Here is a 22,655-nt window from a genome sequence, read left to right on the forward strand (position 1 = left end):
TAGCCCTTATTAATCCCTCTTTATTTATTTATTTTCATTCCAATCCCAATTTGGCCAAATCATAGAAAAAGAAATCTTTCTCATCATTCATTGCCACAAAAAGACCGTTTTTAAATGTTGCATTTAGAGGCACTGTTACCACATCACAACCATCCGTCTCTAAGGTTGATAAATTAACGGCCTTTATAAATTCATTTGTAGTTCTAGAAAAAATATTGAACTGTCCTTTCTGCTGATCTGATACTATTATATAGCCCGTACCATCTTTGTAACGCGCAAGTGCAATACCTTCTATATCTTCCTGAAAAAGGGCTCCCCCAAAACAGCTAAGCTCCTCATCACCCATGGTAGGTTCTGCATGATATTTACGGATGCCATGTTGTTCATCAGAATAATAAACAAAACCTAATTCAGAATCTACCGCAATAGCCTCAATCTCTTTCTTACCACTAAATTTTCCAAATTTCCGAACCAAAGAAGACTTTACCACACCCAATGTATCGGCTGAAATTTTATACTGATACAAGTATCCTAGTTCTGGCCCTGATTTACGCCCTACGATAGCATACAAAGTGCCATCTTTAGGTGAAGAATATAAGCTAATTCCCATGGGATATGTAAACGCTGAGTTTCCTTCATCTTCAAAAACTTTGAATCCGCCATTATCTAAGGGATTCATCGCTGGCACGGAGAACATTCTAATTTGATTTTTTTCTCGTTCCGTAAACAAAAGAACATCGGTCTTTGAAGAATCGTTTAACTTAAAACCATAGGCAAGATCTACATTATTAGGCCGTTTTATATTTCTAATGGTCTTACTCGCTATAATTTTACCTTGCAAATCAAATGCATACACAGCACCATTCGTTTCCTTATCTGTACCAAAAACAATACTTTTTGAGGCATCAATGGGGTTTACCCAGATAGCAGGATCATCCGTATCGTTTAAAGTTTTTTCGGTCTTAATATCCGGAGCCACTGCAGGTAATTTATCTGATTTACATGCGCTCATTACTAAAAAGGACCACACGCTATATACTACTATTTTTTTCATCTTACTTTCTTTAATTGAAATACACTTAAATGGGTTACTTTTTAAACAAGTCATACTTTAAACCAATAGTAAAACGCTGTCCGTAGTACTCCATCTGCTGCGTGCGCTCTTTTACACCTTGGAAATAACGCAGGGGTTGATTCGTAATATTGTTAATATCGGCATATATGCTAAGGCCAGCACTCACCTTATAACTAGTATTAAAATCTAAGAAGAACTGAGTATCATAATAACGATCCTCAAAATCATTTCCACCCAGCTCATCAATATAAGCGTCTGTAAAATTTCCTGATAATCTGGCGGAGAACCTTTTATCATTATACGCCAAAGAGGCATTAAAAGTATTAGGAGTCGTATTAGGCAAGTCTACGTCGTCTCTTTCATCACCGTCCTCATTCATGATCCCATTTGCAGCAGACGTGATGAAGGTATAATTAAGGTACATACTAAAGTTTCTAGCAAAGCCAGGCAAGAAATCTAATTGGCGCTGGAATGCAAATTCGGCTCCAAAAATACTAGCACCCTCGCCATTTAATGGCTGAAAAATATCATATCCTGCAGTACCTGCCCCATACGTATCATCTGTAGTTTCTCCTACAAAAGTATAGATGAAGTTATCAATATTTTTGTAAAACAGACCTCCAGAAAGCAAGCCTACACTTTCAAAATAATGTTCTGCCATCAAATCAAAATTCATTGCGGTAGTTGCTTCCAAGTTTGGATTCCCTAATACAATTTCTTCATCTCCAGAAACTACATCTACGGAAGGAACCAGATCTGCATAATTTGGTCTTGCCAACGTATTTGTCCATGCCAAACGCAACACGGTAGCATCAGAAACCGTATATTTAAAATGCACTCCAGGCATTACGTTAGTATAGGAGCTTTCAGCCCTTATTTCACCTTCTAAATTTTCTTCATCTGCAATTCGGTTTCCTATAGCGGTTACTTCCGTATGCTCCAAACGTACCCCAAAAAGCATTCCTAAATTTTCAGATAGTTTTTGATTTGCCATGATATAACCTGCAAAAACATTCTCGTCTACAGTATAGTTTTCTCTCAAAAACTCATCTGGAATAGCCTCGCCATTCACAAGATTTAAAGAACCTAACCACTCCTCATCTACAAAAGAACCTATCTGATATTTACTCCCCGCTAGAAAATCAGCATCGGAGATATTTCTAGTAACCGTTGAAGCTAGTGTTGGATAGTCATCTTCCAAATCATACTCAAAAAAATCATTTTCACGTAACTTTGTTTTCATTCTGGCTCTAGCACCAAACTTCAGTGTACCATCCCCCTGCCCAAAGAAATCTGTTGGCAATTCAAAATTTACAAACACATTAAAATCTTCCTCTTTGGTAAACTGATTCTCTTCGGTTACTTCGTCATATTCAAAATTCTCCAAAGAAGCATCAGAAGCATTGGCAGCCGTCATTATAGGAAAGCGCGTGTCAGTATTATCATTTGAAACAATATATTCAGAAGCAAATACAAAATAACGTTCATTTAATCGTTCCTCAGAAGCCTTAGCAAAAGAAGTCATCCAATCCACTTTTACATCACCCCACAGATGCTTACCTCCAAGGCTATAGTTTTGCATACGCTGATCTTCTAAACGTCTGTTTTTGTTTCTTTTATTATCAATACCCCCTTTCGTCTCACGAGCCACTTCAGCAGGAAACATGGTTGGAACTCCGTCTGTTATTGTAAAATCTCCTAGCGCTATATCTTCCGCATCTAAAATTTCACTTTGAAGCCTAAATCGATTCTCTCTATCATCTCTCCAGTTATATATGCTCTTTAAAAAGAGTGTATTATTCCCATCTATTTTATAATCCATATTTGCAGAAAAGCTACGCCTTACCCGTTGCACCAAATATTCTCGCTGTTCAAAAACATTCGTATAAGGATCTACCGCTACTTCTTCCAAAATAGGCTCCCCTTCGGCATCATCTACTCCTGTATTATACTCAAATTCATCGGTCCACTCTGCCTCAACATTATCAGACCCAAAATCATTATTATTATAAGATGCAGAAACCATCCAACCAAATTTACCATTAGCACTCCTATCTCCTAGAAGAAAGGAACCATTATAGATGGGCTTATCTGTAATAAAATTTACCCCTGAACCCGCTGTTGCTGAAAGCCTAAATCCTTGTGGTGATGTTTTAGTAATCAAATTTACAGAACCTCCCAATGCATCAGCATCCATATCTGGAGTAACTGCCTTACTTACCTCAATTGTCTGAATCATATCTGCTGGAATTAAATCCATCTGCACATTTCTATTATCTCCTTCAGCAGAAGGCACACGGCTACCATTTAAGGTCACCGAATTTAATTGTGGAGATAACCCACGTATAATAATGTTACGCGCCTCTCCCTGATCTACCTGCATTGTGATACCCGGTATACGTTTTACAGCATCACCAATGTTTGAATCCGGAAACTTTCCTATCTGATCTGTTGAGACGACATTGGTAATATTCATATTATTTTTCTGAGTATTTAACGCCTTAGCTTGACTACCCAAACCGTAACTTACCACTTCTACCCCTTCTAACTCCAAACTTTTGGGTGCAATGGAAAACTGTACAGATGTGGTCTTATTTTCTAAAACAGTTACCACTTGATCAACATCACCATACCCTAAATATGAAATAGTAAGCAGATGTGTACCCGCTGGAATTTGAACAAAAGAAAAGTGCCCATCAAAGTCGGACACCACTCCCTTTTTTAAGGACGGAATAAGTACGGTAGCTCCGGGCACAATTAATCCGTTTTCATCAGAGATTGTACCTTCCACATTGCCATTTTGAGCATTGACCACTATACTATTACAAGCAACAAAAAGCAGGAATAGCATAAATTTTAAAGAATTTTTTGTTTTCATTTTCATTGGTTATTTACAGTTCAAAATTATGTATATCAAACACATAGCATGTTTTTTTAATGAAAACAAAATGGCAACAACGGCTTAAAACAAAGGAAACAACAAGGCAACAATAAAGATTAATTTACATTGCAATAACCTAGTAGAAACACTAGCCCAAAAACGGCTATATGGAACGCAAAAAAGCAGTTAAATCTTCTTTAGAGGTAATGGGTAATTTTTTTCTTAGACGGTATCTAGAAACTCTAACACTATCTGGTGTTAATCTTAAAATTGAAGCTATTTCTTTAGATGACAAACCAAGCCTTAAAAGAATACTTAATCTAAATTCTGCCGGAGACAAAACCTCCAAGGCCTTGCTATTAATTTGATTTTGATATGCCGGATGTGTTTCTTGAAACAGCACCATAAACTCTCCCCACTCCTGCTCCTGTGATAAATTAAAATCGATTTCCTTAATCAAGGCTTTAAGCTTCCTCTTTAAATCTATATTATTTCTATCTAACGAATTCTTCAGGGTCAGCGCAAAATCTGCTAGCATCTTATTCTTCTGAGAAATATATAAACTGTATCTTGATAATGATGCGTTTTTAACAGCTACTTCCCGCTGTAAATTCTCTTCTTCCAAATGCTTTTTACTTAATTCTACCTGTAACAGTTGTTGCTTGTACTTGGTTTCCTTTTCTGTTTGTATCCGTTTTTTCTTTACATAGGTATACCCAAGAAGTATGAAAATAAAAAAACACACTACAGAAACCATAAGTATTGCCTTCTGAGCACGATCAATCTTACTATTTTGTAGTAACCATTGAATTTGCGACTCCTTCTCCTTTGTATCATAAATAATCTGAAGTGCACGTCCTTGATTAGCATTTTGCACCCGTTTATTTTCTTTGTCGATACGAATAAATTCATTTAGGTGAGTCACCGCCAATGCGTAGTTTCCCATACATTCAAAATTCTCCGCCAAATCTTTATGACTGCTAGCCTCTTCATGAGCATGGCCGAGTATTTTTGAAATTTCTAGCGCTTTTTGAGTATACTGGAGTCCCTCCTTGCACGATTTTGATTTCCGGTATACATCCCCTAAATTATTTAAAATATTTGCGAAACGCGCATCGGTAGTTGATGTATGATATTGCAGAGATTTCTGAAAATAACCAAGTGCCTTTTGGTACTGTTCTAAATCTTCGTAGACGCTCCCTATATTTTCATACACAATAGATACCCCTTCGGCATCTTTAAGCGCTGAGTATAATTCTATACTTTCTTTTTGAAATTTCAAAGCCTCATCATATCGTTGTTGCTTTTCAAAAGATGTTCCAAGGTTACTTTTAGCATAAGCTAATTGAGTCTTATTTTTTTGTAACAAAGCTTCCTCAAGTCCAATTCGGAAATAATGTTCTGCTGCCTTATAGTTTTTAAGTTGTAAATGAACAATACCCAGTCTATTTACCAATTCAAGAAATAAGCTTTCATGATTATCTTTACCTAATAATAAAATTGCTTTGTTAAACTGATTTATAGCTTCAGAATACACTTCATTCTCTTGGCAAAAAACACCTAGTTTCAAGTGTGCTGTAGCTATAGTTCGTGCATCTGAAGATTTTAATTCACTTTTAAGGTGCTCGTTTAACCGTATGAAGACAAGATCAATACTATCCTTAGCTACATCAAATTTCACCGCCTCCTGAGAAATGAGTTGTGCTGTATTAAAAAATATAAAAAGATAAAGAAGGAATAGTTTTGAGAACACGCAATACCTGGATTTAATCTTGAAAAGTACAAGATTGGCGTAACCTTAAGTTTAAGCAGGTATTATGATTAAGTAAAGTATTTGGTGTAACGCAAAAACCCTTTATCGCTAATGAAAGCAATAAAGGGTATTATTTTGTATAAAGAAATTATCTCTTAAGCTTCGAAAGGCTCAATAGATACGAAAGATTTCCCTCCCGCTTTCTTTTGGAATTTTACGATACCATCTACACGAGCGTGTAAAGTGTGATCTTTTCCTGCGTATACATTTTCACCTGGATTGTGTCTAGTTCCACGCTGTCTAACTAATACGTTACCAGCAATAGCAGCCTGACCACCAAAAATCTTAACACCTAAACGTTTCGATTCTGATTCTCTACCGTTTTTAGAACTACCTACACCTTTCTTATGTGCCATTTTGTTACGGTTTTATTTTGTTAAACTTATGCTGGTTTCCCACCATCTAATTCATCTTGCCATTTTTTCAACTCATCCCACTTACCTTCAGCAGCTAATTTAGCTTGCGCTGGCCATGTGTCAGTAACGTGATTTCCACGAACGTCAGCGATGATTTCAGAGATTTTTGCAGCATCAGTTTTTGCTAATTCAGCAAAAGTTGAAATTCCTGCAGCAACCAATGTTTCAGCAATTTTTGGCCCAATACCTTCAACTTTTTTCAAGTCGTCAGCTTTGTCAGTAGCTTTAGCGGCTGCTTTTTTAGGAGCGGCTTTTACAGCTTCTTTTTTAGGCTCTGCTTTCTTCTCTGCTTTTTTAGCACCTGAAGAAACTATGCTTTCAATTACTAATTCCGTTAAATACTGTCTGTGACCGTTTTTAACTTTGTAACCTTTACGTCTTTTTTTCTTAAAAACGATTACTTTGTCACCTTTAAGGTGCTTAATGACTTTTGCCTCAACAGCGGCTCCGTCTATAGCTGGGGCGCCAATAGTAATGTTGCTACCGTCTTCTAATAAAAGAACATTATCAAAAGTAACTTTGCTACCTTCTTCGTTCTGTAAACGGTGAACATACACTTTTTGGTCTTTCGCAACTTTAAATTGCTGCCCTGCTATCTCTACAATTGCGTACATAGCTTGTGTTTGTTATTAATCAATATTTTATCACCTATTTCATTAGGCGGGTGCAAATATACTGCTAAATACTTAACTAGCAAGTGTTTTTTAAGGAAATTAAGCTTAAATTCATTTTAAATTATTAGATGACTTAAACAACTGCATAAATGCTAAGGTAAGTACTACCGTCGTAGCAAAGCCCATTATTGCCACAGTAAAAAACAACAAACCCTCTCCCGTATGATATTCCTTAAACCATACTTTAGAAAGTTCAGGTAGAAAGTCAATATTAATTTCTGTTGCGTAAAAGGCAAAAAATATTGTAAAAATTAGTGTGGCAAGAAAACCGGTTGTAATTCCTGCAGCAAAATCCTTGGCGGTAATCAAATGTTTTCCCTTTTAAAACTTTAGTGAACTTAATAGCCTCATAAATCCCAAAACCGGTAATTATACTATTAAACGAACTATAAAACCCATTAACATGTAAATTAAACAAGGACAACACGAGAAAATAGGCAATTAAACAACCACTAGTAGCAATACCAAACCTAATGGGTAGCGTAAATTTTTTCATAATCATATCATTTTAAATTACTTCGTATAATTTAAGAAAAAAAAGGCAGCGCTCACCACACAATTCATTAATAATCAATTATTTAAAAAATAATTGTAGAAAAAAGTCCATTTTATTGTAACAAATGATAATTTCCACCTACAAATAGTCAAATTAATGTCGATAATCCTTAAATTTATCGACAAACAATACTATATAACACTATTAAAATGAGAAGAAAATTAGTTCTAGCTGCATCACTTTCCTTAGTTGCTCTTGGGATGCAAGCCCAAGAAGTGGCTTTTGAAGAGTATGACTTAGAAAATGGTCTACATGTTATCTTACATCAAGATAATAGCGCACCATTAGTAACAACTGCCGTAATGTATCATGTTGGCGCAAAAGATGAAGATCCAGAAAAAACAGGTTTCGCTCACTTCTTTGAGCACTTGCTTTTCGAAGGAACAGAAAACATTGAGCGCGGTAAATGGTTTGAAATTGTGGCATCCAATGGAGGCCAAAATAATGCCAACACCACACAAGACAGAACCTATTATTATGAAGTCTTCCCTTCTAACAACCTTGAATTAGGATTATGGTTAGAATCTGAACGTATGCTACATCCTATCATTAATAAAATTGGCGTAGACACACAGAAAGAAGTTGTTCAGGAAGAAAAGAGAAGAAGCTATGATAACGCTCCTTATGGCCGTTGGAGAGAAGTAATGTCCAAAAACTTGTTTAAAAACCATCCTTACCGCTGGCAAACTATTGGTTCTTTAGAGCATTTAGCGAGTGCTACTTTAGAGGATTTTAAAAAGTTTAACAAAATGTACTACGTTCCTAACAATGCTTCATTAGTAGTTGCTGGTGATTTTGAGATGAGCGCTACAAAAAAAATGATTCAAGATTATTTTGGAAGTATCCCAAAAGGTGACGCTATAAAGAGAGAGACTTTTAAGGAAGAACCTATTACACAAACAATCAAAGCAGAATTTAGAGATCCTAACATTCAAATTCCTTTGATTATGTTAGGATATCGTACTCCTGAACAAACCAATAGAGAAGCTTATGTATTAGATATGGTTTCCACTATTTTAAGTGATGGCAAAAGCTCAAGACTGTACAAGAAAATTGTTGATGAAAAGAAAATGGCACTACAAGTATTTGCATTCAACGGTTCTCAAGAAGATTATGGAACTTATATCGTAGGTGGACTACCTGTAGGTGAAAACACCCTAGAAGCAATTCAAAAAGAAATTGACGAAGAAATTGTAAAATTACAAACGGAATTAATTTCAGAAAATGAATTTCAAAAACTTCAGAATATATTTGAAAATAATTTCGTGAATTCTAATGCTAGTGTTGAAGGTATTGCTAATTCATTAGTAAGAAACTACATGCTTTATGATGACACCAACCTAATCAACACTGAAATAGATATTTACAGATCTATTACTCGCGAAGAGATTAAAGCCGTTGCTAAAAAATATCTGAATCCTAACCAAAGAGTTGTTTTAGAATATTTACCAGAAGAAAAACCAGCGAATTAATTAGCACCCTGAGATAAATAAAGCACACATGAAAAATATATATATTACATTAGTTTTTGCATTATTTGCCATGGCATCCAATGCACAAATAGACAGGAGTGTCATGCCTAAAGCAGGACCTGCTCCAGAAATCAATTTAAAAGAACCACAACGTTTTGAACTTAAAAACGGACTTAAAGTTTTAGTGGTTGAGAATCATAAACTACCAAGAGTTTCTATTCAGTTAAGAATAGACAACCCACCAGTTGCAGAAGGAGACAAAGCAGGTGTAAGCGCATTTGTTTCTAGCTTATTAGGAAATGGATCCAAAACGATCTCTAAAGATGATTTCAACCAAGAGGTAGATTTTCTAGGCGCTAGCATCAATTTTGGATCACAAAGCGCTTTTGCCTCTTCTTTATCTAAATATTTCCCTAGAATTATTGAATTAATGGCTGATGCTGCCATACACCCTAACTTCACACAGGAAGAATTTGACAAGGAAAAGGAAAAAATCCTTACCGGAATCAAATCGGAAGAGAATGACGTAGCCTCTATAGCCAACAAAGCACAAACTGCTTTAGCTTACGGAAAAAATCATCCTTATGGAGAGTTCAGTACCGCAGAAAGCATTAACAACATTAATCTTACTGATGTTCAAAAGTTTTATTCTAACTATTTTGTACCTGCAAATGCTTATCTAATTATTATTGGTGATGTGAACGTAAAAGAGGTAGAGAAATTAGTTAAGAAGAATTTTACCGCTTGGACAAAAGCAACACCTCCATCATTTCAATTCTCTAAACCATCAGACGTTCAATACACACAAATAAACTTTGTAGATGTACCTAATGCTGTACAATCTGAAATAGCTGTAGAAAGTTTAGTAGACTTAAAAATGAGTGATCCCGATTATTTTCCAGCTTTAATTACCAACCAAATTCTTGGTGGCGGAGGAGAAGGACGCTTATTTTTAAATTTAAGAGAAGATAAAGGATATACTTATGGCTCCTACTCTAGTCTAGGTAATGACAAATATGCACCTGCAAGATTTAGAGCTACTGCTCAAGTTAGAAATGCTGTTACTGATAGTTCTATCGTTGAAATCTTAAAAGAAATAGATAAAATCAAAACACAGCCTGTTACTGAAAAAGATTTAGCAAACACAAAAGCTAAGTATATCGGTCGTTTTATAATGGCATTAGAGCGCCCAGAAACTATTGCTGGGTATGCTTTAAACATTGAGACAGAAGGATTACCTAAAGATTACTATAAGACCTATCTAGAACGCATCAATGCTGTAACGGTTGCCGATGTACAAAAAGCTGCCAACAAGTATTTCACGACTGCTAACGCCAGAATAGTCGTTGCTGGTAAAGGAAGTGAAGTTCTTGAGAATTTAGAAAAAGTAACTTTCAACGGAAAAACAATTCCTGTAAAGTATTACGATAAAAAAATAAATTCTACCGAAAAGCCCGATTACAATGCTGCACTACCACAAGGCGTATCTGCACAAACCGTAATTGATAACTATTTTGAAGCTATTGGCGGTAAAGATAAAGTAAACGCTATCACTTCTTTAATCTTGGTTTACGAGGGCTCCGCAATGGGATCTAAGATAAAAACAGAGGAAAAAAGAACGGCAGACAAATACGCTATGACGATGTATATGAATGACGCTCCTATGCAAGGTGTTATAGCCAAAGGTGATGAATTATACATGAAACAAGGTGGCAACAAAATGCCTTTGCCAGAGAATATGGTTGCCGACATGAAAAACGCTTTAGGTATTTTTCCTGAACAAACATTTATGGCTACCGGTAAGGCAAAACTAGTAGGTATTGAAGACGTTAATGGTGTAAAAGCGTATAAAATTGATGTTCCCGGAGAAGTAGTTTCTGCTTCTTATTTTTACGCAGTTGAAACAGGCCTTAAGGTGAAAGAAGTTTCTACCACTAGCATGAATGGACAGACACAAGCACAAGAATCTGAATTATCTGACTATCAAGAAATAGAAGGTATCAAATTTCCTGGTACAAAATCTGCTTCTTTAGGTCCGCAGAAAATGGAAAGCAAATTAATTTCCGCTACCGTTAATAAAGGAATCACAGATGCCGATTTTGAGTAATTAAAACCTTAAAATAACATCTAAAACCCTTCAATGCTAATTATTTAGTTTTGAAGGGTTTTTTTAATAGTTTAACAAAAAGACATTCTAAATACGCTTTACAAACTTTAAAAAAGAAAGATATAGTATCTTTGTAGTACAATAATAGATTATGAAAAAACTAGGCCTTATCCTCTCAGTTATAGCAATATCATTAACTTATTCCTGTAAGGATTCTGACACAAAAGAAGCTCCTACACAAATGCAGCAAGTCATGGCGGTTCACGATGAAGTGATGCCTAAAATGAGTACCATTGGAAGACTGATCAGTAAAATAGATGAAAAAATTCAGGAAACAGATTCTACGGAAACACTCTTAAACGCTCAAGCAGACCTAAGAGACGCTAATAAATCTATGATGGAGTGGATGAAAGGTTTTGGCGATCGCTTTGAATCTGATGAGATCATGAAAGGAAAAAAATTAACCAAAGAAAAGCAACGCTTTTTAGACGAGGAAGAGGTTAAAGTAAAAGCTTTAAGAGATAAAATGAATACAAGTATTGAAAACGCAGAAGCTCTTTTAAAATAAGGAGTTTCTTCGTTAGTTTTTCCAACGCAAAGTTTCCATAATAGCACGCATATCTTCCTGAAGATAATCAGCCGCAGGCAAAATAGAATCGTAATTAGGCTTAGAATAAAAATAGACAGAACCTGTTATAAAATGCTGAACACTGTCTGTTAAATAAAACTGCGATTGCGAAGCGGCATCCCCTATGATTTGAAAATAAGTGCCATATACCTTATTTTCCTCATTAATAAATGTTCTAGGCTGAATATTATCTGCCTTTTTCATATGATCTAAAGACAATTTTTCTGCATCCGCAATCAACTTATTCAAATTATCCTCTACTTTTTTATGCGTCACAAATATAGAACCACGCATAGAAGGATAATCTATAACAATAGCATTTTGATTTTTGATTATAGGCTTAGCTCGATCATTATAATTAAATGAAAAACGATCTGTTTCTAACAGCACCTCATTCGCCATAGGATAATCTAAACGCAACATAGCTTTTGGTTTTGGCATGACACTTTCTTCCGTACACCCTGCTACAGCTAATATTGTAACAACTAAAAAAACAACTAACCTATTCTTCATTTGGCAAAATAACTTTTATTTGTTTTAGTCTTTTCTTATCTAAACTTTCTATAACAAAAGTAAACCCATCAAACTCAACAACCTCTCCCCTTTTAGGAAAGCTTCCTGCGATTTCAAGAATAAAACCTGCTATAGTTTCAGATTCACCTTTACGTTCTTCAAAATTTGTTTCGTCATCAATCTTAATAACTCGGTAAAAATCTTTCAGGGCCGTTTTACCATCAAATAAATACTTATTATCATCTAGTTTTGAAAAAATAAGATCTTCGTCATCAAATTCATCACTAATATCTCCTACTATTTCTTCTATAATATCTTCTAAGGTTACAATTCCCGAAGTACCACCATACTCATCTACTACGACCGCTAAATGGTTTTTCTTCTCCTGAAACTCTAATAATAAATCATCTAACTTTTTATTTTCAGGAACAAAATAAGGCTCCCTCACCAAGGTCATCCAATTAAAAGTTTTCCTATCTATATAAGGAAGCAAATCTTTTACATACAATACCCCTTTTACATTATCTACATTCTCTGCAAATACAGGAACTCTGGAATACCCTCTTTTCTTAATTTCCTCAATAACCTCTAGAAATTTCATATCTACATTCAATGCAAAAATATCTATACGAGGCCGCATTACCTGCTTGGTATCCGTATTCCCAAAAGAAACTATCCCTTCTAAAATCTTCTGTTCTTCTTTAGTGGTATCCCCTTCTGAAGTAAGCTCTAAAGCTTGCGACAGTTGATCTACACTTAAACTAGATTTCTGTTTTCCTAATTTCTTATGTAAGAATAAAGTTATAGATCTCATGGGCGCACTCAATGGTGTAAAAACAACATCGAGCACTTTTAATGGGTAAGACATAGTATATGCAAAACTCTTCTGGTTTCTATTTGCATACACTTTAGGCAAAATCTCACCAAACATCAAGATAAGAAAAGTTACCACTACCACTTCTAAAAGAAAACGTACGGACAAAAAACCAAACAACTTATAGGTAACCTCTTCAAACATGAGATCTCCAATAGCACTAAACAGTAAAACAATAGCTATATTGATGGAATTATTTGCAATTAAAATTGTAGCCAAAAGCTTTTTAGGCTTCTCTAACAATTTTACAACAACACCTCCTTTTGCCGTTTTTTCTTCATCAATGGCGTTGATCTCTGATGCAGACAAACCAAAGTATGCCACTTCTGCCCCTGATATTAATGCAGAACACAATAATAATATAAAAAGCACTACTAATTTAAGTGCCAAGGCGCTATCAAAAGCAACAAAAGCTAAAAACTGCCTAAAGGGGTCTGGATCCAAAGTTTAAAAATTAAGTTTTAATTTAAAATGGTAAATCATCTTCTTGTTCTGGTGCATTAGTTACCTGATTAGATGCCGATGGAGCATCTACAGGTTTACTTGCCGCCGTATTCTGAACGTTTGAAGTAGGTTGATTATTTTGTACCGCTCCAGAATTTGCTTTTGTTGTTAAAAAGGTAAAGTCTTGAACATGTACTTCTGTAGTATATCTAGGCTGACCATCTTCTCCTTGCCATTGCCTATTTTTTAATCTACCTTCTACATATATCTTATCTCCTTTGCTCAAATATTTTTCACATACTTCAGCAGCTTTATTACGAATAACAATATTATGCCAATCTGTATTTGTTACTTTTTCTCCTGTCTGTCTATTAGTATAGGATTCATTTGTTGCCAAAGGAAAACGTGCAATACAGTTTCCTCCTTCAAAATAGTGAATCTTTACCTCATCACCCAAATGCCCAATTAGCATTACCTTATTTAATGTACCACTCATAACAAATATATTTGGTCAAAAGTACTAAAATTTAAACGTTTTAATGAAATCTGCCACCAAAACAGGTACAGGAAATTTATCAATTTCTTGAAAGGACACCCCATTAGGAACATCCCCCTCTAAGGTAACAATCCAAAAATGAGTTTTTAAATGTTGATGGGATAATTTATGAACAATCACTTCCTCATTAAACTTATAAAATTCAAACTTCTGATCAAGAATACCATACTGCTCCAGTTCGGTTTGAACATCAACATTAGTTATAGCTGCCTCAGATTCTATTAAAGGAAATTCGTATAAATTTTGCCAAATACCTTTTCCTGTCCGCTGCTTTAATAAGGAGTGATCATTACCTCCTAATAAAACCAAATAATTAAAAAACCTATCTCGGACCTTTGTCTTTTTTATTTTAACCGGTAATTCTTTTACCTTATCGTCCCTAAGCGCAACACAACTTGCACTTAAAGGACAAATAGTGCAATCAGGACTACTAGGCACACACTGGATAGCCCCAAACTCCATAATACCCTGATTATAATCCCGAATATTCTTAACATTCATCACTTCCCGAGCTAGGGTCTTGAAGTACTTTATACCTTCTGTACTATTAATAGGTAAAGAAACTCCAAAATACCGGGACAAAACCCGATAGACATTTCCATCTACAACGGGTTCTGGAAGATTAAAACTAATAGAAGCAATGGCACTTGCAGTATAATCTCCCACGCCTTTAAGCTTCAATAGCTCTTTATAGGTGTCTGGAAATTGACCATCAAACTGATTTGTGACGATTTTTGCGGTGGCATGAAGGTTCCTTGCTCTTGAATAATAGCCTAATCCTTGCCAAAGTTTTAAAATTTCCTCTTCGCTAGCCGCTGCTAAATGTTTTACCGTTGGAAAATTTTCAACAAACTTTAAATAATAAGGTGTACCTTGAGCAACACGAGTTTGCTGAAGCATAATTTCAGAAAGCCATATATTGTAAGGGTTAACGGTGCTTCTCCAAGGAAGATTCCTTTTATTTGCATCGTACCAACGGAGAATTTTAGCTGAAAAAGTCATTTGAAAAATACTATGTATCAAAAGTAATGGTTTATATCCTTAAAATTAAACTCTTTAAGATGGAGATTGAATTTTAATTTATATATTTGCAACCCGAAAAAAACATAGATAAAACTATTTCAAAAAATGACGAAAGCGGATATTGTAACGAGAATCTCAGAAAAACTGGGGATTGAAAAAGGAGATGTACAGGCGACTGTAGAATCTTTTATGGAAGAGGTTAAATATTCATTGGAAAATGGTGACAATGTATATTTAAGAGGTTTTGGTAGTTTTATCATCAAGACAAGAGCTGAAAAAACTGGTAGAAATATTTCAAAGAATACAACTATCAAGATTCCAGCACATAACATTCCTTCTTTTAAACCAGCTAAGGTTTTTGTAGAGAGTGTTAAAAGTAACGTAGAAGTAAAGTAAAAAAAATATTAATCTAAAAAGTATAGTTTTATGCCAAGTGGTAAGAAGAGAAAAAGACATAAGGTAGCTACACATAAGCGCAAGAAGCGTAGAAGAGCTAATCGTCACAAGAAAAAGTAGTTGTAACAACTACTTTTTCATTTTAATACGTTCATTGACATAGAAATTCTTTGTAAGAATTTCATCAGGTTTAATAAACCTGTTACGTATATTGTTTAATCATTTATTTGTTAAGCATGCCTTCGGCATGCCCACAAATAGATAAAAATTGATTCAGGTGAATAGAGAATTAATCGTAAGATCTAGTTCCGATACCGTCGATTTTGCCTTATTAAAGGATGGAAAATTAACTGAATTACAAAAAGTAGAAGACAGTAACAATTTTTCTGTTGGTGATATTTTTATTGCCAAAGTTAGAAAACCCGTTACCGGTTTAAATGCTGCTTTTGTTAATGTAGGTTATGAGAAGGATGCATTTTTGCATTACCATGATTTAGGCCCTCAGCTATCAACTATGTTGAAGTTTATAAAACAAGCTAGCTCGGGAAAATTAAAAGACTTTTCATTAAAAGACTTTCCATTTGAAGAAGATATAAATAAAGATGGCGTTATTACAGATGTAATAAAGGCCAACCAATCTTTATTAGTGCAAATTGTTAAAGAACCAATATCTACTAAAGGACCAAGAATAAGCTCAGAACTTTCAATAGCTGGGCGCTATCTAGTAATGGTTCCTTTTTCTGAACGAATCTCTGTTTCTCAAAAAATAGAAAGTAGTGAAGAAAAAGATAGGCTTAAAAGACTCGTTAAGAGTATTAAACCTAAAGGATTTGGGGTTATTATAAGAACAGTTGCCGAAGGCAAAAAAGTCGCAGAACTCGACAAAGATCTACAAAACTTACTGGCAAAATGGTCAGTAATGTGTAAAAAATTATACAAAGCTCCGCACCCATCAAAAGTTCTAGTAGAACTTAATAGAGCATCATCTATATTAAGAGATGTTTTTAATGATTCCTTTACAGGAATTCATGTAGACGATGAGGTACTTTATGAGCAAGTAAAAGACTATGTGGCTGAAATTGCCCCAGAAAAAGAATCTATTGTTAAATTGTATAGTGACAATACCGTGCCTATTTTCGAGAAATTCGGAATAGAACGGCAAATTAAAACCTCTTTTGGACGCACCGCCGCAATGAGCAAAGGTGCTTACTTGGTTATTGAACATACTGAAGCACTGCATGTTGTAGATGTAAACAGTGGTAACCGATCTAATAAAGCAAAAAATCAAGAAGAAACTGCCCTTGAAGTAAACTTACTTGCAGCTTCTGAAATTGCCCGACAATTACGACTTAGAGATATGGGCGGAATTATCGTGGTAGACTTTATTGATATGACCAAAGGAGAAAATAGGAGAAAATTGTTTGATCATCTTAGAGATGAAATGAAAGACGACCGCGCAAAACACAAGATTTTGCCTCCTAGTAAATTTGGACTTATACAAATTACAAGACAAAGGGTTAGGCCCGAAATGAATATTAAAACAACGGAAGAAGACCCGAATCAAAAAGGTCAAGAAGTAGAAGCTCCAATTGTTTTAATTGATAAAATTAATGCCGACCTTGAAAAATTACTCAATGGCCCAGCAAAGGATAATGCTGTTACTTTAAACATTCATCCATTCATTGCAGCCTATATCACCAAAGGTTTTCCATCTATTCGCTCTAAATGGTTTTTAGAGTACAAAAAATGGATCAAAATACAACCTAGAGATGCGTATACGTATCTAGAATACCGTTTTAAAAACAAAGACGGCAAAACCATATATTAAAAAAGCGACCCTTAACAAAGGGGTCGCTTTTTTTGTTTACACTAGGTACGTTTTAGTATATTTAATGCTTAAAAGAACGCTATATTGAATAATTACCAACCCTCTTACACCCTTGATGAAGCTAGAAAAAAGCTAGAAAGCTATTGTGCATATCAGGATCGCTGCCACAAAGAAGTAAACCAGAAGCTCAAAGATATGGGCATGATACCTAGCGCCATAGATCAAATTATCTATGCTCTGATTCAAGACAATTTCTTAAATGAAGAACGCTTTTCTAAAAGCTTTGCTAGAGGAAAATTCAATATTAAAAAATGGGGCAAAAACCGTATTATTAACGAGCTTAAACAACGGGGTATCTCTAAATACAACATCACTACAGCTCTTAAAGAGATAGATGAAGATGATTACCTAGAAACCTTAACCGTACTAGCACAAAAGAGATTAGACGCAATCTCCGAAAAGAACATTCAAAAAAGAAGAAAAAAACTGGCAGATTACCTTTTATATCGAGGTTGGGAAAGCCATTTAGTCTACGACAAAATAACAGAATTAATTCAATAAAAAAAAGGGCGACTGTAAAAACAATCGCCCTTTTTTTATGAAAAATATTTTACTACAAGTTAAATGTAGCTCCAAAGCTAAACACAAATTGATTATTCAATTCTTCTGCAGGAGATAAGTCATCTGTCTTATATTTTGCAAAAGGAACTGAAGCCTCAGCAAATAAACCAAAACCATCACTAAAGAAATAACGTGTACCTAAGTGACCACCAAAATTCTTTAATCCTAAGTTTAAACCTGGATAAACATCCATATTATCTGGCAATTGCATTACGCTACCAAGATTTGCATTAAACCTAGCTTTTAGATCAAATCTATTTCCAAAATCTGCATCAAGAGCTTCTTCTACCCCTAATACATACGACGTTGAAGCACCAATAGAAAAGTTTTCTCCCATTCCATAATCATAAGTTACTACGATACCGGTCCCGTTTTCTTGGAAATTAGCTCCTATTTGAAATTTTGCATCGTCTTTACCACTGTAAGCTTGAGCATTTGCAAAAGAAACACCTAAAATCATTGTTAAAGCAACTAATACTTTTTTCATTTTATTATATTTAAATTGTTAGTGTACTAATTTTTAAGAGGGCAAATATATCTATTCTTATTTGATTGCACTATCCATATACGTATTTGTTCGACGTATAGCCTTTTCATTTTTACCATCAATCCATTTTTGACCATAAAGCTTCCGCATACCATTGTCATAATAGCGCATAATTAGAATATTATATGCTGCTTTGACTAAATTTTTTGGCTTTCGAGCCATGGCACGTAAACTCATAGAAAAACCTGGCGTAATGTATTTCATATAATGCCAATACCCCTCTGGCATATACAGTACCTCACCATGTTCCAGATAGGTTTTATAGCCTACAGCATTTTTTAATGCCGGCCATTTCTCATAGTCTGGATTTGAAAAATCTATACTCTCATGGGTAATTAAGGAATGTGGCACCTTGTACAGGTGTTTATTTTGAGATTGATCAAAAAGAATTATCTCTTTCCTCCCTTCAAAGTGAAAATGAAAAATATTAGCCAAATCAATGTCATAATGCATGAAAGTATAAGAATCTTTACCGCCAAAAAAGAGCATGGGCAATCCTTTTAATAGCTTTAATCCAAAGTCCGGAAATGTATAATCTTTTTGGAGCGCAGGAACTTCTTTGAAAATGTTCCATAAAAAGATTCTAAATTTTGTTGGTTCTTTTTTAAGCAGATCTATATAATCTGCCATTTTCATTTTAGCATGCGGCTCATTGAAACCATCTTTATGGCTCACTGGACGATCATCATACAACGGAACTGTTTTATCTCCAGCAACCGTTTTTATATATTCTAGATTCCATTTTGTATACGCAGGCCAGTCTTCAATAAACCGTTCTATAACAACAGGCTTCTGAGGCTTAAAGTAGTTTGCAACAAACTCAGCTTTCGTAATTTGACTTACCCTTGGAATATCAATTAACTTCAATGATAATCAGTTTTAAAATAACGGCAAATTTAAAAATCCTATCAAGGAAACCTTCATAAAATTTTTACAAAAAGCTACTTTATCGCTTCAAAAATCTAGAATTACTAGACTTTAAGATAATTTTGCTTTAGCCTTAGCAGTTTCGTTACGCTCAATAGTATGTCCAGGTCTTGTCCATTTAGGCTTTTCACCTAAAGTTTGAAATTCTGAATCTTGCGCTTCAACTGTTTTAGGTTGAGATACTTTTGTAAATGGTTTTTGAGGATTTAAACCTAAAAGTTTAAACATCTCCATATCATCATTTACATCTGGATTAGGAGTAGTTAATAATTTATCACCTGCAAAAATAGAATTTGCTCCTGCAAAGAAACACATAGCCTGACCTTCTCTACTCATTTCTGTTCTCCCTGCAGATAAACGAACTTGCGTTTCTGGCATAACAATTCTTGTAGTAGCTACCATTCTGAGCATATCCCAAATTGCGATCGGTTCAATATCTTCCATAGGAGTACCTTCTACAGCAACCAATGCATTAATAGGCACTGATTCTGGCTGCGGGTTTAGTGACGCTAAAGCAACTAACATTCCTGCTCTATCTTCTAACTTTTCTCCCATACCTATAATACCACCACTACACACGGTAACGTTGGTTTTACGCACATTACTAATCGTATCTAAACGATCTTCAAATGCTCTTGTAGAAATTACATCTTTATAATAGTCTTCTGAGGTATCTAAATTGTGATTGTAAGCATATAAGCCTGCCTCTGCCAAACGTTTTGCTTGGTTTTCAGTAATCATACCTAAAGTACAACAAACCTCCATATCTAGCTTGTTAATGGTACGCACCATTTCAAGTACTTGATCAAATTCTGGTCCGTCTTTTACATTACGCCATGCTGCACCCATACAAACTCTTGAGCTTCCTGAAGCTTTTGCTCTTAATGCCTGAGCTTTTACATGAGGAACGGTCATTAAATCATTTCCTTCAACACCGGTATGATAACGCGCCGCTTGCGGACAATAGCCACAATCTTCTGGACAACCTCCTGTTTTTATCGATAATAAAGTAGAAACCTGAACCGTATTAGGATCGTGGTTTTTTCTATGTATCGTAGCAGCATCATATAACAACTCCATCATTGGTTTGTTATAGATCTCAAGTATTTCTTCTTTTGTCCAGTTGTGTCTCATCTCGCTCATGTAGCTCGTTTTATCGATTGCCAAAAATAACCTTTTTGTAATTCAAATCCCAATAAAGAAATTCATGTTTACTAAAAAAAGTCCCATTGAAATAATTTTCAATAGGACTCCATAATACTGTTAATTCAATAGCTTTTGCTTATGAATCTCCTTTTTTAGATGTTGATTTATCACCCTCTACTTCGTTAACATCTTCAGTAGGAACATCTTTGCCTTTTAAATATTCTGGTAATTGCATTCCTGCCATATTAAACATTTCTTGTAATGGTGGAACTGATTTATACATTCCTGAAATGAAATTAGCTGTAGACCCTTTTCCATCTGCAGATTTAGCTCCAGAATCCCAAACGGTAATTTTGTCAATTTTAATGTTTTTTATTGCTTCAGCTTGCGTTTTTACTAATTCAGGAAGCTTATCTGCTACTAATAATAATACCGCATCTTTAGGATTGTTACCTGCTGCTTTTACAATTTGATCAAGACCTTGCGCTTGCTTGGTTAAGATTTCTAGTAAACCTTGCGCTTCTGCTTGAGCTTTAAATAAGATGGCATCTGCCTCACCTTTTGCAATACGCCTTGTACGTTCTGCATCTGCTTCTGCATCTATCTCCACTTTCTTTTTATCTATTTCCGCTGGTACTACAATATCGGCCATTTGAGAACTACGAACACGTTCTGCTCTCGCTAATTCCGCATCTTTTTCTGCTGCATAAGATTCCTCTAATGCTTTTGCTGATTGTACTTTCTCTGAAGCAATAGCAGTACGCTCTGCTTCCGCTTCTCTTTGTCGACGTAAAGAATCTGAATTTGCTACATTAATCTTTGCAATGTTTTCTCCTTCTACCGCTTGCGCATTTGCTGCAGCAACTTGGGTACGCTCATCTTGTACTGCATTTGCTTCTCCAATAGAACCATCTCTATTTTTCTCGGCTACAGATTTACGTGCTGCATTTATAGCATGTGCAGCGGCTTCCTTACCTAAAGCTTCAATATACCCAGATTCATCAACAATATCTGTAATATTTACGTTGATTAATTTAAGTCCTACTTTTTTTAATTCTGATTCAACACTCTGTGAAATATTCGTCAAAAACTTATCTCTATCAGAGTTAATCTCTTCAATATCCATAGAAGCAACAACTAAACGAAGCTGCCCAAAAATAATTTCTTTTGCTAAATCCTGAACTTCTTGCATTCCTTGGCCTAAAAGACGTTCTGCTGCATTTTGCATTATTCCTGGCTCAGTAGAAATTCCAATTGTAAATCTAGAAGGTACATTCACACGAATATTCTGCTTACTTAATGCATTCACTAAATTAACCTCTATAGAAATAGGTGTTAAGTCTAAAAACTCATAATCTTGAATTACGGGCCAAATAAAGGCAGCCCCACCATGAATACATCGTGCAGAATTACCATTACCTACTTTACCGTAAACTACAAGAATACGATCTGAAGGACAACGTTTGTACCTTCTAATAAAGGAGATAATAATGATGAAAAAGAATAAAATTGCAAAACCTATGGTTAGCAATGCTGCGGATCCTCCGCCTAATTGTAAAGGTAATAGTAGCATATTTGGTTATTTATTTAAAAGTTCAACAATTAAGATTCCATTATCGGTTACCGTTTTTACGCGTACAACATTACCTTGATGCAAATCTGAATGCTCTTCTGTAAGCGCTTCTAATTCCCGTAAGGTTCCTTGTACATTAATACTAACTTTACCAATAAATGAACGATCTGCACCAACCGTTAAGTATACTTCACCTACTTGATTAATCGCATTTTTAAGATTTAGGGTGCCACTACTTTGTAATTTTGCAAGATAGTAGAATAAGGAAGCCATGGCTAACATCATTAGCAAGCCACAAACAATAGAAATAGCTACCACCCAAAAACGGGGCAAATCTCCACTTAGTGCTGCAATTCCAGACCATCCAAAGATGGTAAAGAAACCCATTAAATTTTTAAAAGATAAAAACTGAAAATCTATTCCTGTATCTCCTTCTATTTCTGCATCGACATCTTCTCCAATACCTTCAGAATCACCTCCGACTACTGTAAGAATTAGCAGTACAAGAAATATCACGGATGACACTCCTGCAACTAGCCAATATACTTTCTCAAATAAATTTAGTGTTTCAAACCATTGATCCAT

Annotated in this window: 20 protein-coding genes and 1 pseudogene; 6 read left to right on the forward strand and 15 right to left on the reverse strand. The window is 35.1% G+C overall.

Features of this window, described 5'->3' with window-relative positions:
* Positions 1–34 precede the first annotated feature (34 nt).
* The 6 genes and pseudogenes from BLQ19_RS10935 to BLQ19_RS10960 all read right to left on the reverse strand — a co-directional run bounded on the left by BLQ19_RS10935 (position 35) and on the right by BLQ19_RS10960 (position 7,355).
* Positions 35–1,054 (reverse strand): phytase, encoded by a 1,020-nt coding sequence (locus tag BLQ19_RS10935; protein WP_074538393.1) that lies wholly within the window; start codon positions 1,052–1,054, stop codon positions 35–37.
* 34 nt (positions 1,055–1,088) lie between these two features.
* On the reverse strand, positions 1,089–3,953 hold the full coding sequence (locus BLQ19_RS10940; protein WP_083332238.1) for a TonB-dependent receptor: 2,865 nt from the start codon (positions 3,951–3,953) through the stop codon (positions 1,089–1,091).
* Between the two features lie 166 nt (positions 3,954–4,119).
* Positions 4,120–5,709 carry a tetratricopeptide repeat protein gene (locus BLQ19_RS10945; protein ID WP_074538365.1) on the reverse strand — a complete coding sequence of 530 codons (1,590 nt, stop codon included), beginning with the start codon at positions 5,707–5,709 and terminating at the stop codon, positions 4,120–4,122.
* A 155-nt stretch (positions 5,710–5,864) separates the two neighbouring features.
* Entirely contained in the window at positions 5,865–6,125 is a 261-nt protein-coding gene (gene rpmA, locus BLQ19_RS10950; RefSeq protein WP_024479158.1) for a 50S ribosomal protein L27, read from the reverse strand.
* 26 nt (positions 6,126–6,151) lie between these two features.
* The gene (rplU, locus tag BLQ19_RS10955; RefSeq protein ID WP_024479159.1) at positions 6,152–6,799 is read right to left on the reverse strand and encodes a 50S ribosomal protein L21; all 648 of its coding nucleotides are present in this window, start codon (positions 6,797–6,799) and stop codon (positions 6,152–6,154) included.
* A gap of 111 nt (positions 6,800–6,910) precedes the next feature.
* A pseudogene (locus BLQ19_RS10960) lies at positions 6,911–7,355 on the reverse strand (DUF4199 domain-containing protein).
* Between the two features lie 209 nt (positions 7,356–7,564).
* Between BLQ19_RS10960 and BLQ19_RS10965 the strand changes: the two are divergent.
* The 3 genes from BLQ19_RS10965 (at position 7,565) to BLQ19_RS10975 (ending at position 11,562) form a co-directional block, all read left to right on the forward strand.
* On the forward strand, positions 7,565–8,887 hold the full coding sequence (locus BLQ19_RS10965; protein ID WP_025613882.1) for a M16 family metallopeptidase: 1,323 nt from the start codon (positions 7,565–7,567) through the stop codon (positions 8,885–8,887).
* A 28-nt stretch (positions 8,888–8,915) separates the two neighbouring features.
* Positions 8,916–10,994 (forward strand): M16 family metallopeptidase, encoded by a 2,079-nt coding sequence (locus BLQ19_RS10970; RefSeq protein WP_074538366.1) that lies wholly within the window; start codon positions 8,916–8,918, stop codon positions 10,992–10,994.
* A gap of 151 nt (positions 10,995–11,145) precedes the next feature.
* The gene (locus tag BLQ19_RS10975; protein WP_029445065.1) at positions 11,146–11,562 is read left to right on the forward strand and encodes a hypothetical protein; all 417 of its coding nucleotides are present in this window, start codon (positions 11,146–11,148) and stop codon (positions 11,560–11,562) included.
* Positions 11,563–11,574: 12 nt separating this feature from the next.
* On the opposite strand, the gene gldD is transcribed toward BLQ19_RS10975, so the two are convergent.
* From gldD to mutY, 4 genes are read right to left on the reverse strand one after another with little or no spacing between them, the layout of a single operon-like run.
* Positions 11,575–12,135 carry a gliding motility lipoprotein GldD gene (gldD, locus tag BLQ19_RS10980; RefSeq protein WP_024479164.1) on the reverse strand — a complete coding sequence of 187 codons (561 nt, stop codon included), beginning with the start codon at positions 12,133–12,135 and terminating at the stop codon, positions 11,575–11,577.
* Entirely contained in the window at positions 12,125–13,453 is a 1,329-nt protein-coding gene (locus BLQ19_RS10985; protein WP_074538367.1) for a gliding motility-associated protein GldE, read from the reverse strand. The genes gldD and BLQ19_RS10985 overlap by 11 nt, the downstream gene beginning before the upstream one ends.
* Before the next feature lie 22 nt (positions 13,454–13,475).
* Complete coding sequence (locus BLQ19_RS10990; RefSeq protein WP_024479166.1) at positions 13,476–13,949, reverse strand: single-stranded DNA-binding protein; 474 nt, start codon at positions 13,947–13,949, stop codon at positions 13,476–13,478.
* 24 nt (positions 13,950–13,973) lie between these two features.
* Positions 13,974–15,011, reverse strand: a complete 1,038-nt coding sequence (mutY, locus tag BLQ19_RS10995) for an A/G-specific adenine glycosylase (protein WP_074538368.1) — start codon at positions 15,009–15,011, stop codon at positions 13,974–13,976.
* A 126-nt stretch (positions 15,012–15,137) separates the two neighbouring features.
* Here mutY and BLQ19_RS11000 point away from each other — a divergent pair, with 126 nt between their 5' ends.
* From BLQ19_RS11000 to BLQ19_RS11010, 3 genes are all read left to right on the forward strand, one after another.
* Complete coding sequence (locus BLQ19_RS11000; protein ID WP_013549904.1) at positions 15,138–15,428, forward strand: HU family DNA-binding protein; 291 nt, start codon at positions 15,138–15,140, stop codon at positions 15,426–15,428.
* Positions 15,429–15,705: 277 nt separating this feature from the next.
* The gene (locus BLQ19_RS11005; protein WP_024479168.1) at positions 15,706–17,256 is read left to right on the forward strand and encodes an Rne/Rng family ribonuclease; all 1,551 of its coding nucleotides are present in this window, start codon (positions 15,706–15,708) and stop codon (positions 17,254–17,256) included.
* An 84-nt stretch (positions 17,257–17,340) separates the two neighbouring features.
* Positions 17,341–17,817: a regulatory protein RecX gene (locus tag BLQ19_RS11010; RefSeq protein WP_074538369.1), complete on the forward strand. Its 477-nt coding sequence runs from the start codon at positions 17,341–17,343 to the stop codon at positions 17,815–17,817.
* 52 nt (positions 17,818–17,869) lie between these two features.
* Here the strand turns inward: BLQ19_RS11010 and BLQ19_RS11015 are convergent, their stop codons facing one another.
* From BLQ19_RS11015 to BLQ19_RS11035, 5 genes are all read right to left on the reverse strand, one after another.
* Entirely contained in the window at positions 17,870–18,364 is a 495-nt protein-coding gene (locus BLQ19_RS11015; protein WP_024479170.1) for a DUF6646 family protein, read from the reverse strand.
* A gap of 57 nt (positions 18,365–18,421) precedes the next feature.
* Positions 18,422–19,291: a cupin-like domain-containing protein gene (locus BLQ19_RS11020; protein ID WP_074538370.1), complete on the reverse strand. Its 870-nt coding sequence runs from the start codon at positions 19,289–19,291 to the stop codon at positions 18,422–18,424.
* Between the two features lie 111 nt (positions 19,292–19,402).
* Complete coding sequence (gene bioB, locus BLQ19_RS11025; RefSeq protein WP_025613888.1) at positions 19,403–20,494, reverse strand: biotin synthase BioB; 1,092 nt, start codon at positions 20,492–20,494, stop codon at positions 19,403–19,405.
* Positions 20,495–20,633: 139 nt separating this feature from the next.
* Entirely contained in the window at positions 20,634–22,070 is a 1,437-nt protein-coding gene (locus BLQ19_RS11030; RefSeq protein WP_025613889.1) for a flotillin family protein, read from the reverse strand.
* A 6-nt stretch (positions 22,071–22,076) separates the two neighbouring features.
* Complete coding sequence (locus BLQ19_RS11035; protein WP_029445070.1) at positions 22,077–22,655, reverse strand: hypothetical protein; 579 nt, start codon at positions 22,653–22,655, stop codon at positions 22,077–22,079.

It is taken from the genome of Cellulophaga baltica (assembly GCF_900102165.1).
Taxonomy (GTDB): domain Bacteria; phylum Bacteroidota; class Bacteroidia; order Flavobacteriales; family Flavobacteriaceae; genus Cellulophaga; species Cellulophaga baltica.

Bases quoted from the DNA above. Each gene is read 5' to 3' on its own strand.
- BLQ19_RS10935 (WP_074538393.1), bottom strand. From the start codon at position 1,054: ATGAAAAAAATAGTAGTATATAGCGTGTGGTCCTTTTTAGTAATGAGC.
- BLQ19_RS11030 (WP_025613889.1), bottom strand. From the start codon at position 22,070: ATGCTACTATTACCTTTACAATTAGGCGGAGGATCCGCAGCATTGCTA.
- BLQ19_RS10965 (WP_025613882.1), top strand. From the start codon at position 7,565: ATGAGAAGAAAATTAGTTCTAGCTGCATCACTTTCCTTAGTTGCTCTT.
- BLQ19_RS10970 (WP_074538366.1), top strand. From the start codon at position 8,916: ATGAAAAATATATATATTACATTAGTTTTTGCATTATTTGCCATGGCA.
- rpmA (WP_024479158.1), bottom strand. From the start codon at position 6,125: ATGGCACATAAGAAAGGTGTAGGTAGTTCTAAAAACGGTAGAGAATCA.
- BLQ19_RS10990 (WP_024479166.1), bottom strand. From the start codon at position 13,949: ATGAGTGGTACATTAAATAAGGTAATGCTAATTGGGCATTTGGGTGAT.
- BLQ19_RS10940 (WP_083332238.1), bottom strand. From the start codon at position 3,953: ATGAAAACAAAAAATTCTTTAAAATTTATGCTATTCCTGCTTTTTGTT.
- BLQ19_RS11015 (WP_024479170.1), bottom strand. From the start codon at position 18,364: ATGAAAAAAGTATTAGTTGCTTTAACAATGATTTTAGGTGTTTCTTTT.
- BLQ19_RS11035 (WP_029445070.1), bottom strand. From the start codon at position 22,655: ATGGATCAATGGTTTGAAACACTAAATTTATTTGAGAAAGTATATTGG.
- gldD (WP_024479164.1), bottom strand. From the start codon at position 12,135: ATGAAGAATAGGTTAGTTGTTTTTTTAGTTGTTACAATATTAGCTGTA.
- bioB (WP_025613888.1), bottom strand. From the start codon at position 20,494: ATGAGCGAGATGAGACACAACTGGACAAAAGAAGAAATACTTGAGATC.
- BLQ19_RS11000 (WP_013549904.1), top strand. From the start codon at position 15,138: ATGACGAAAGCGGATATTGTAACGAGAATCTCAGAAAAACTGGGGATT.
- rplU (WP_024479159.1), bottom strand. From the start codon at position 6,799: ATGTACGCAATTGTAGAGATAGCAGGGCAGCAATTTAAAGTTGCGAAA.
- BLQ19_RS10975 (WP_029445065.1), top strand. From the start codon at position 11,146: ATGAAAAAACTAGGCCTTATCCTCTCAGTTATAGCAATATCATTAACT.
- mutY (WP_074538368.1), bottom strand. From the start codon at position 15,011: ATGACTTTTTCAGCTAAAATTCTCCGTTGGTACGATGCAAATAAAAGG.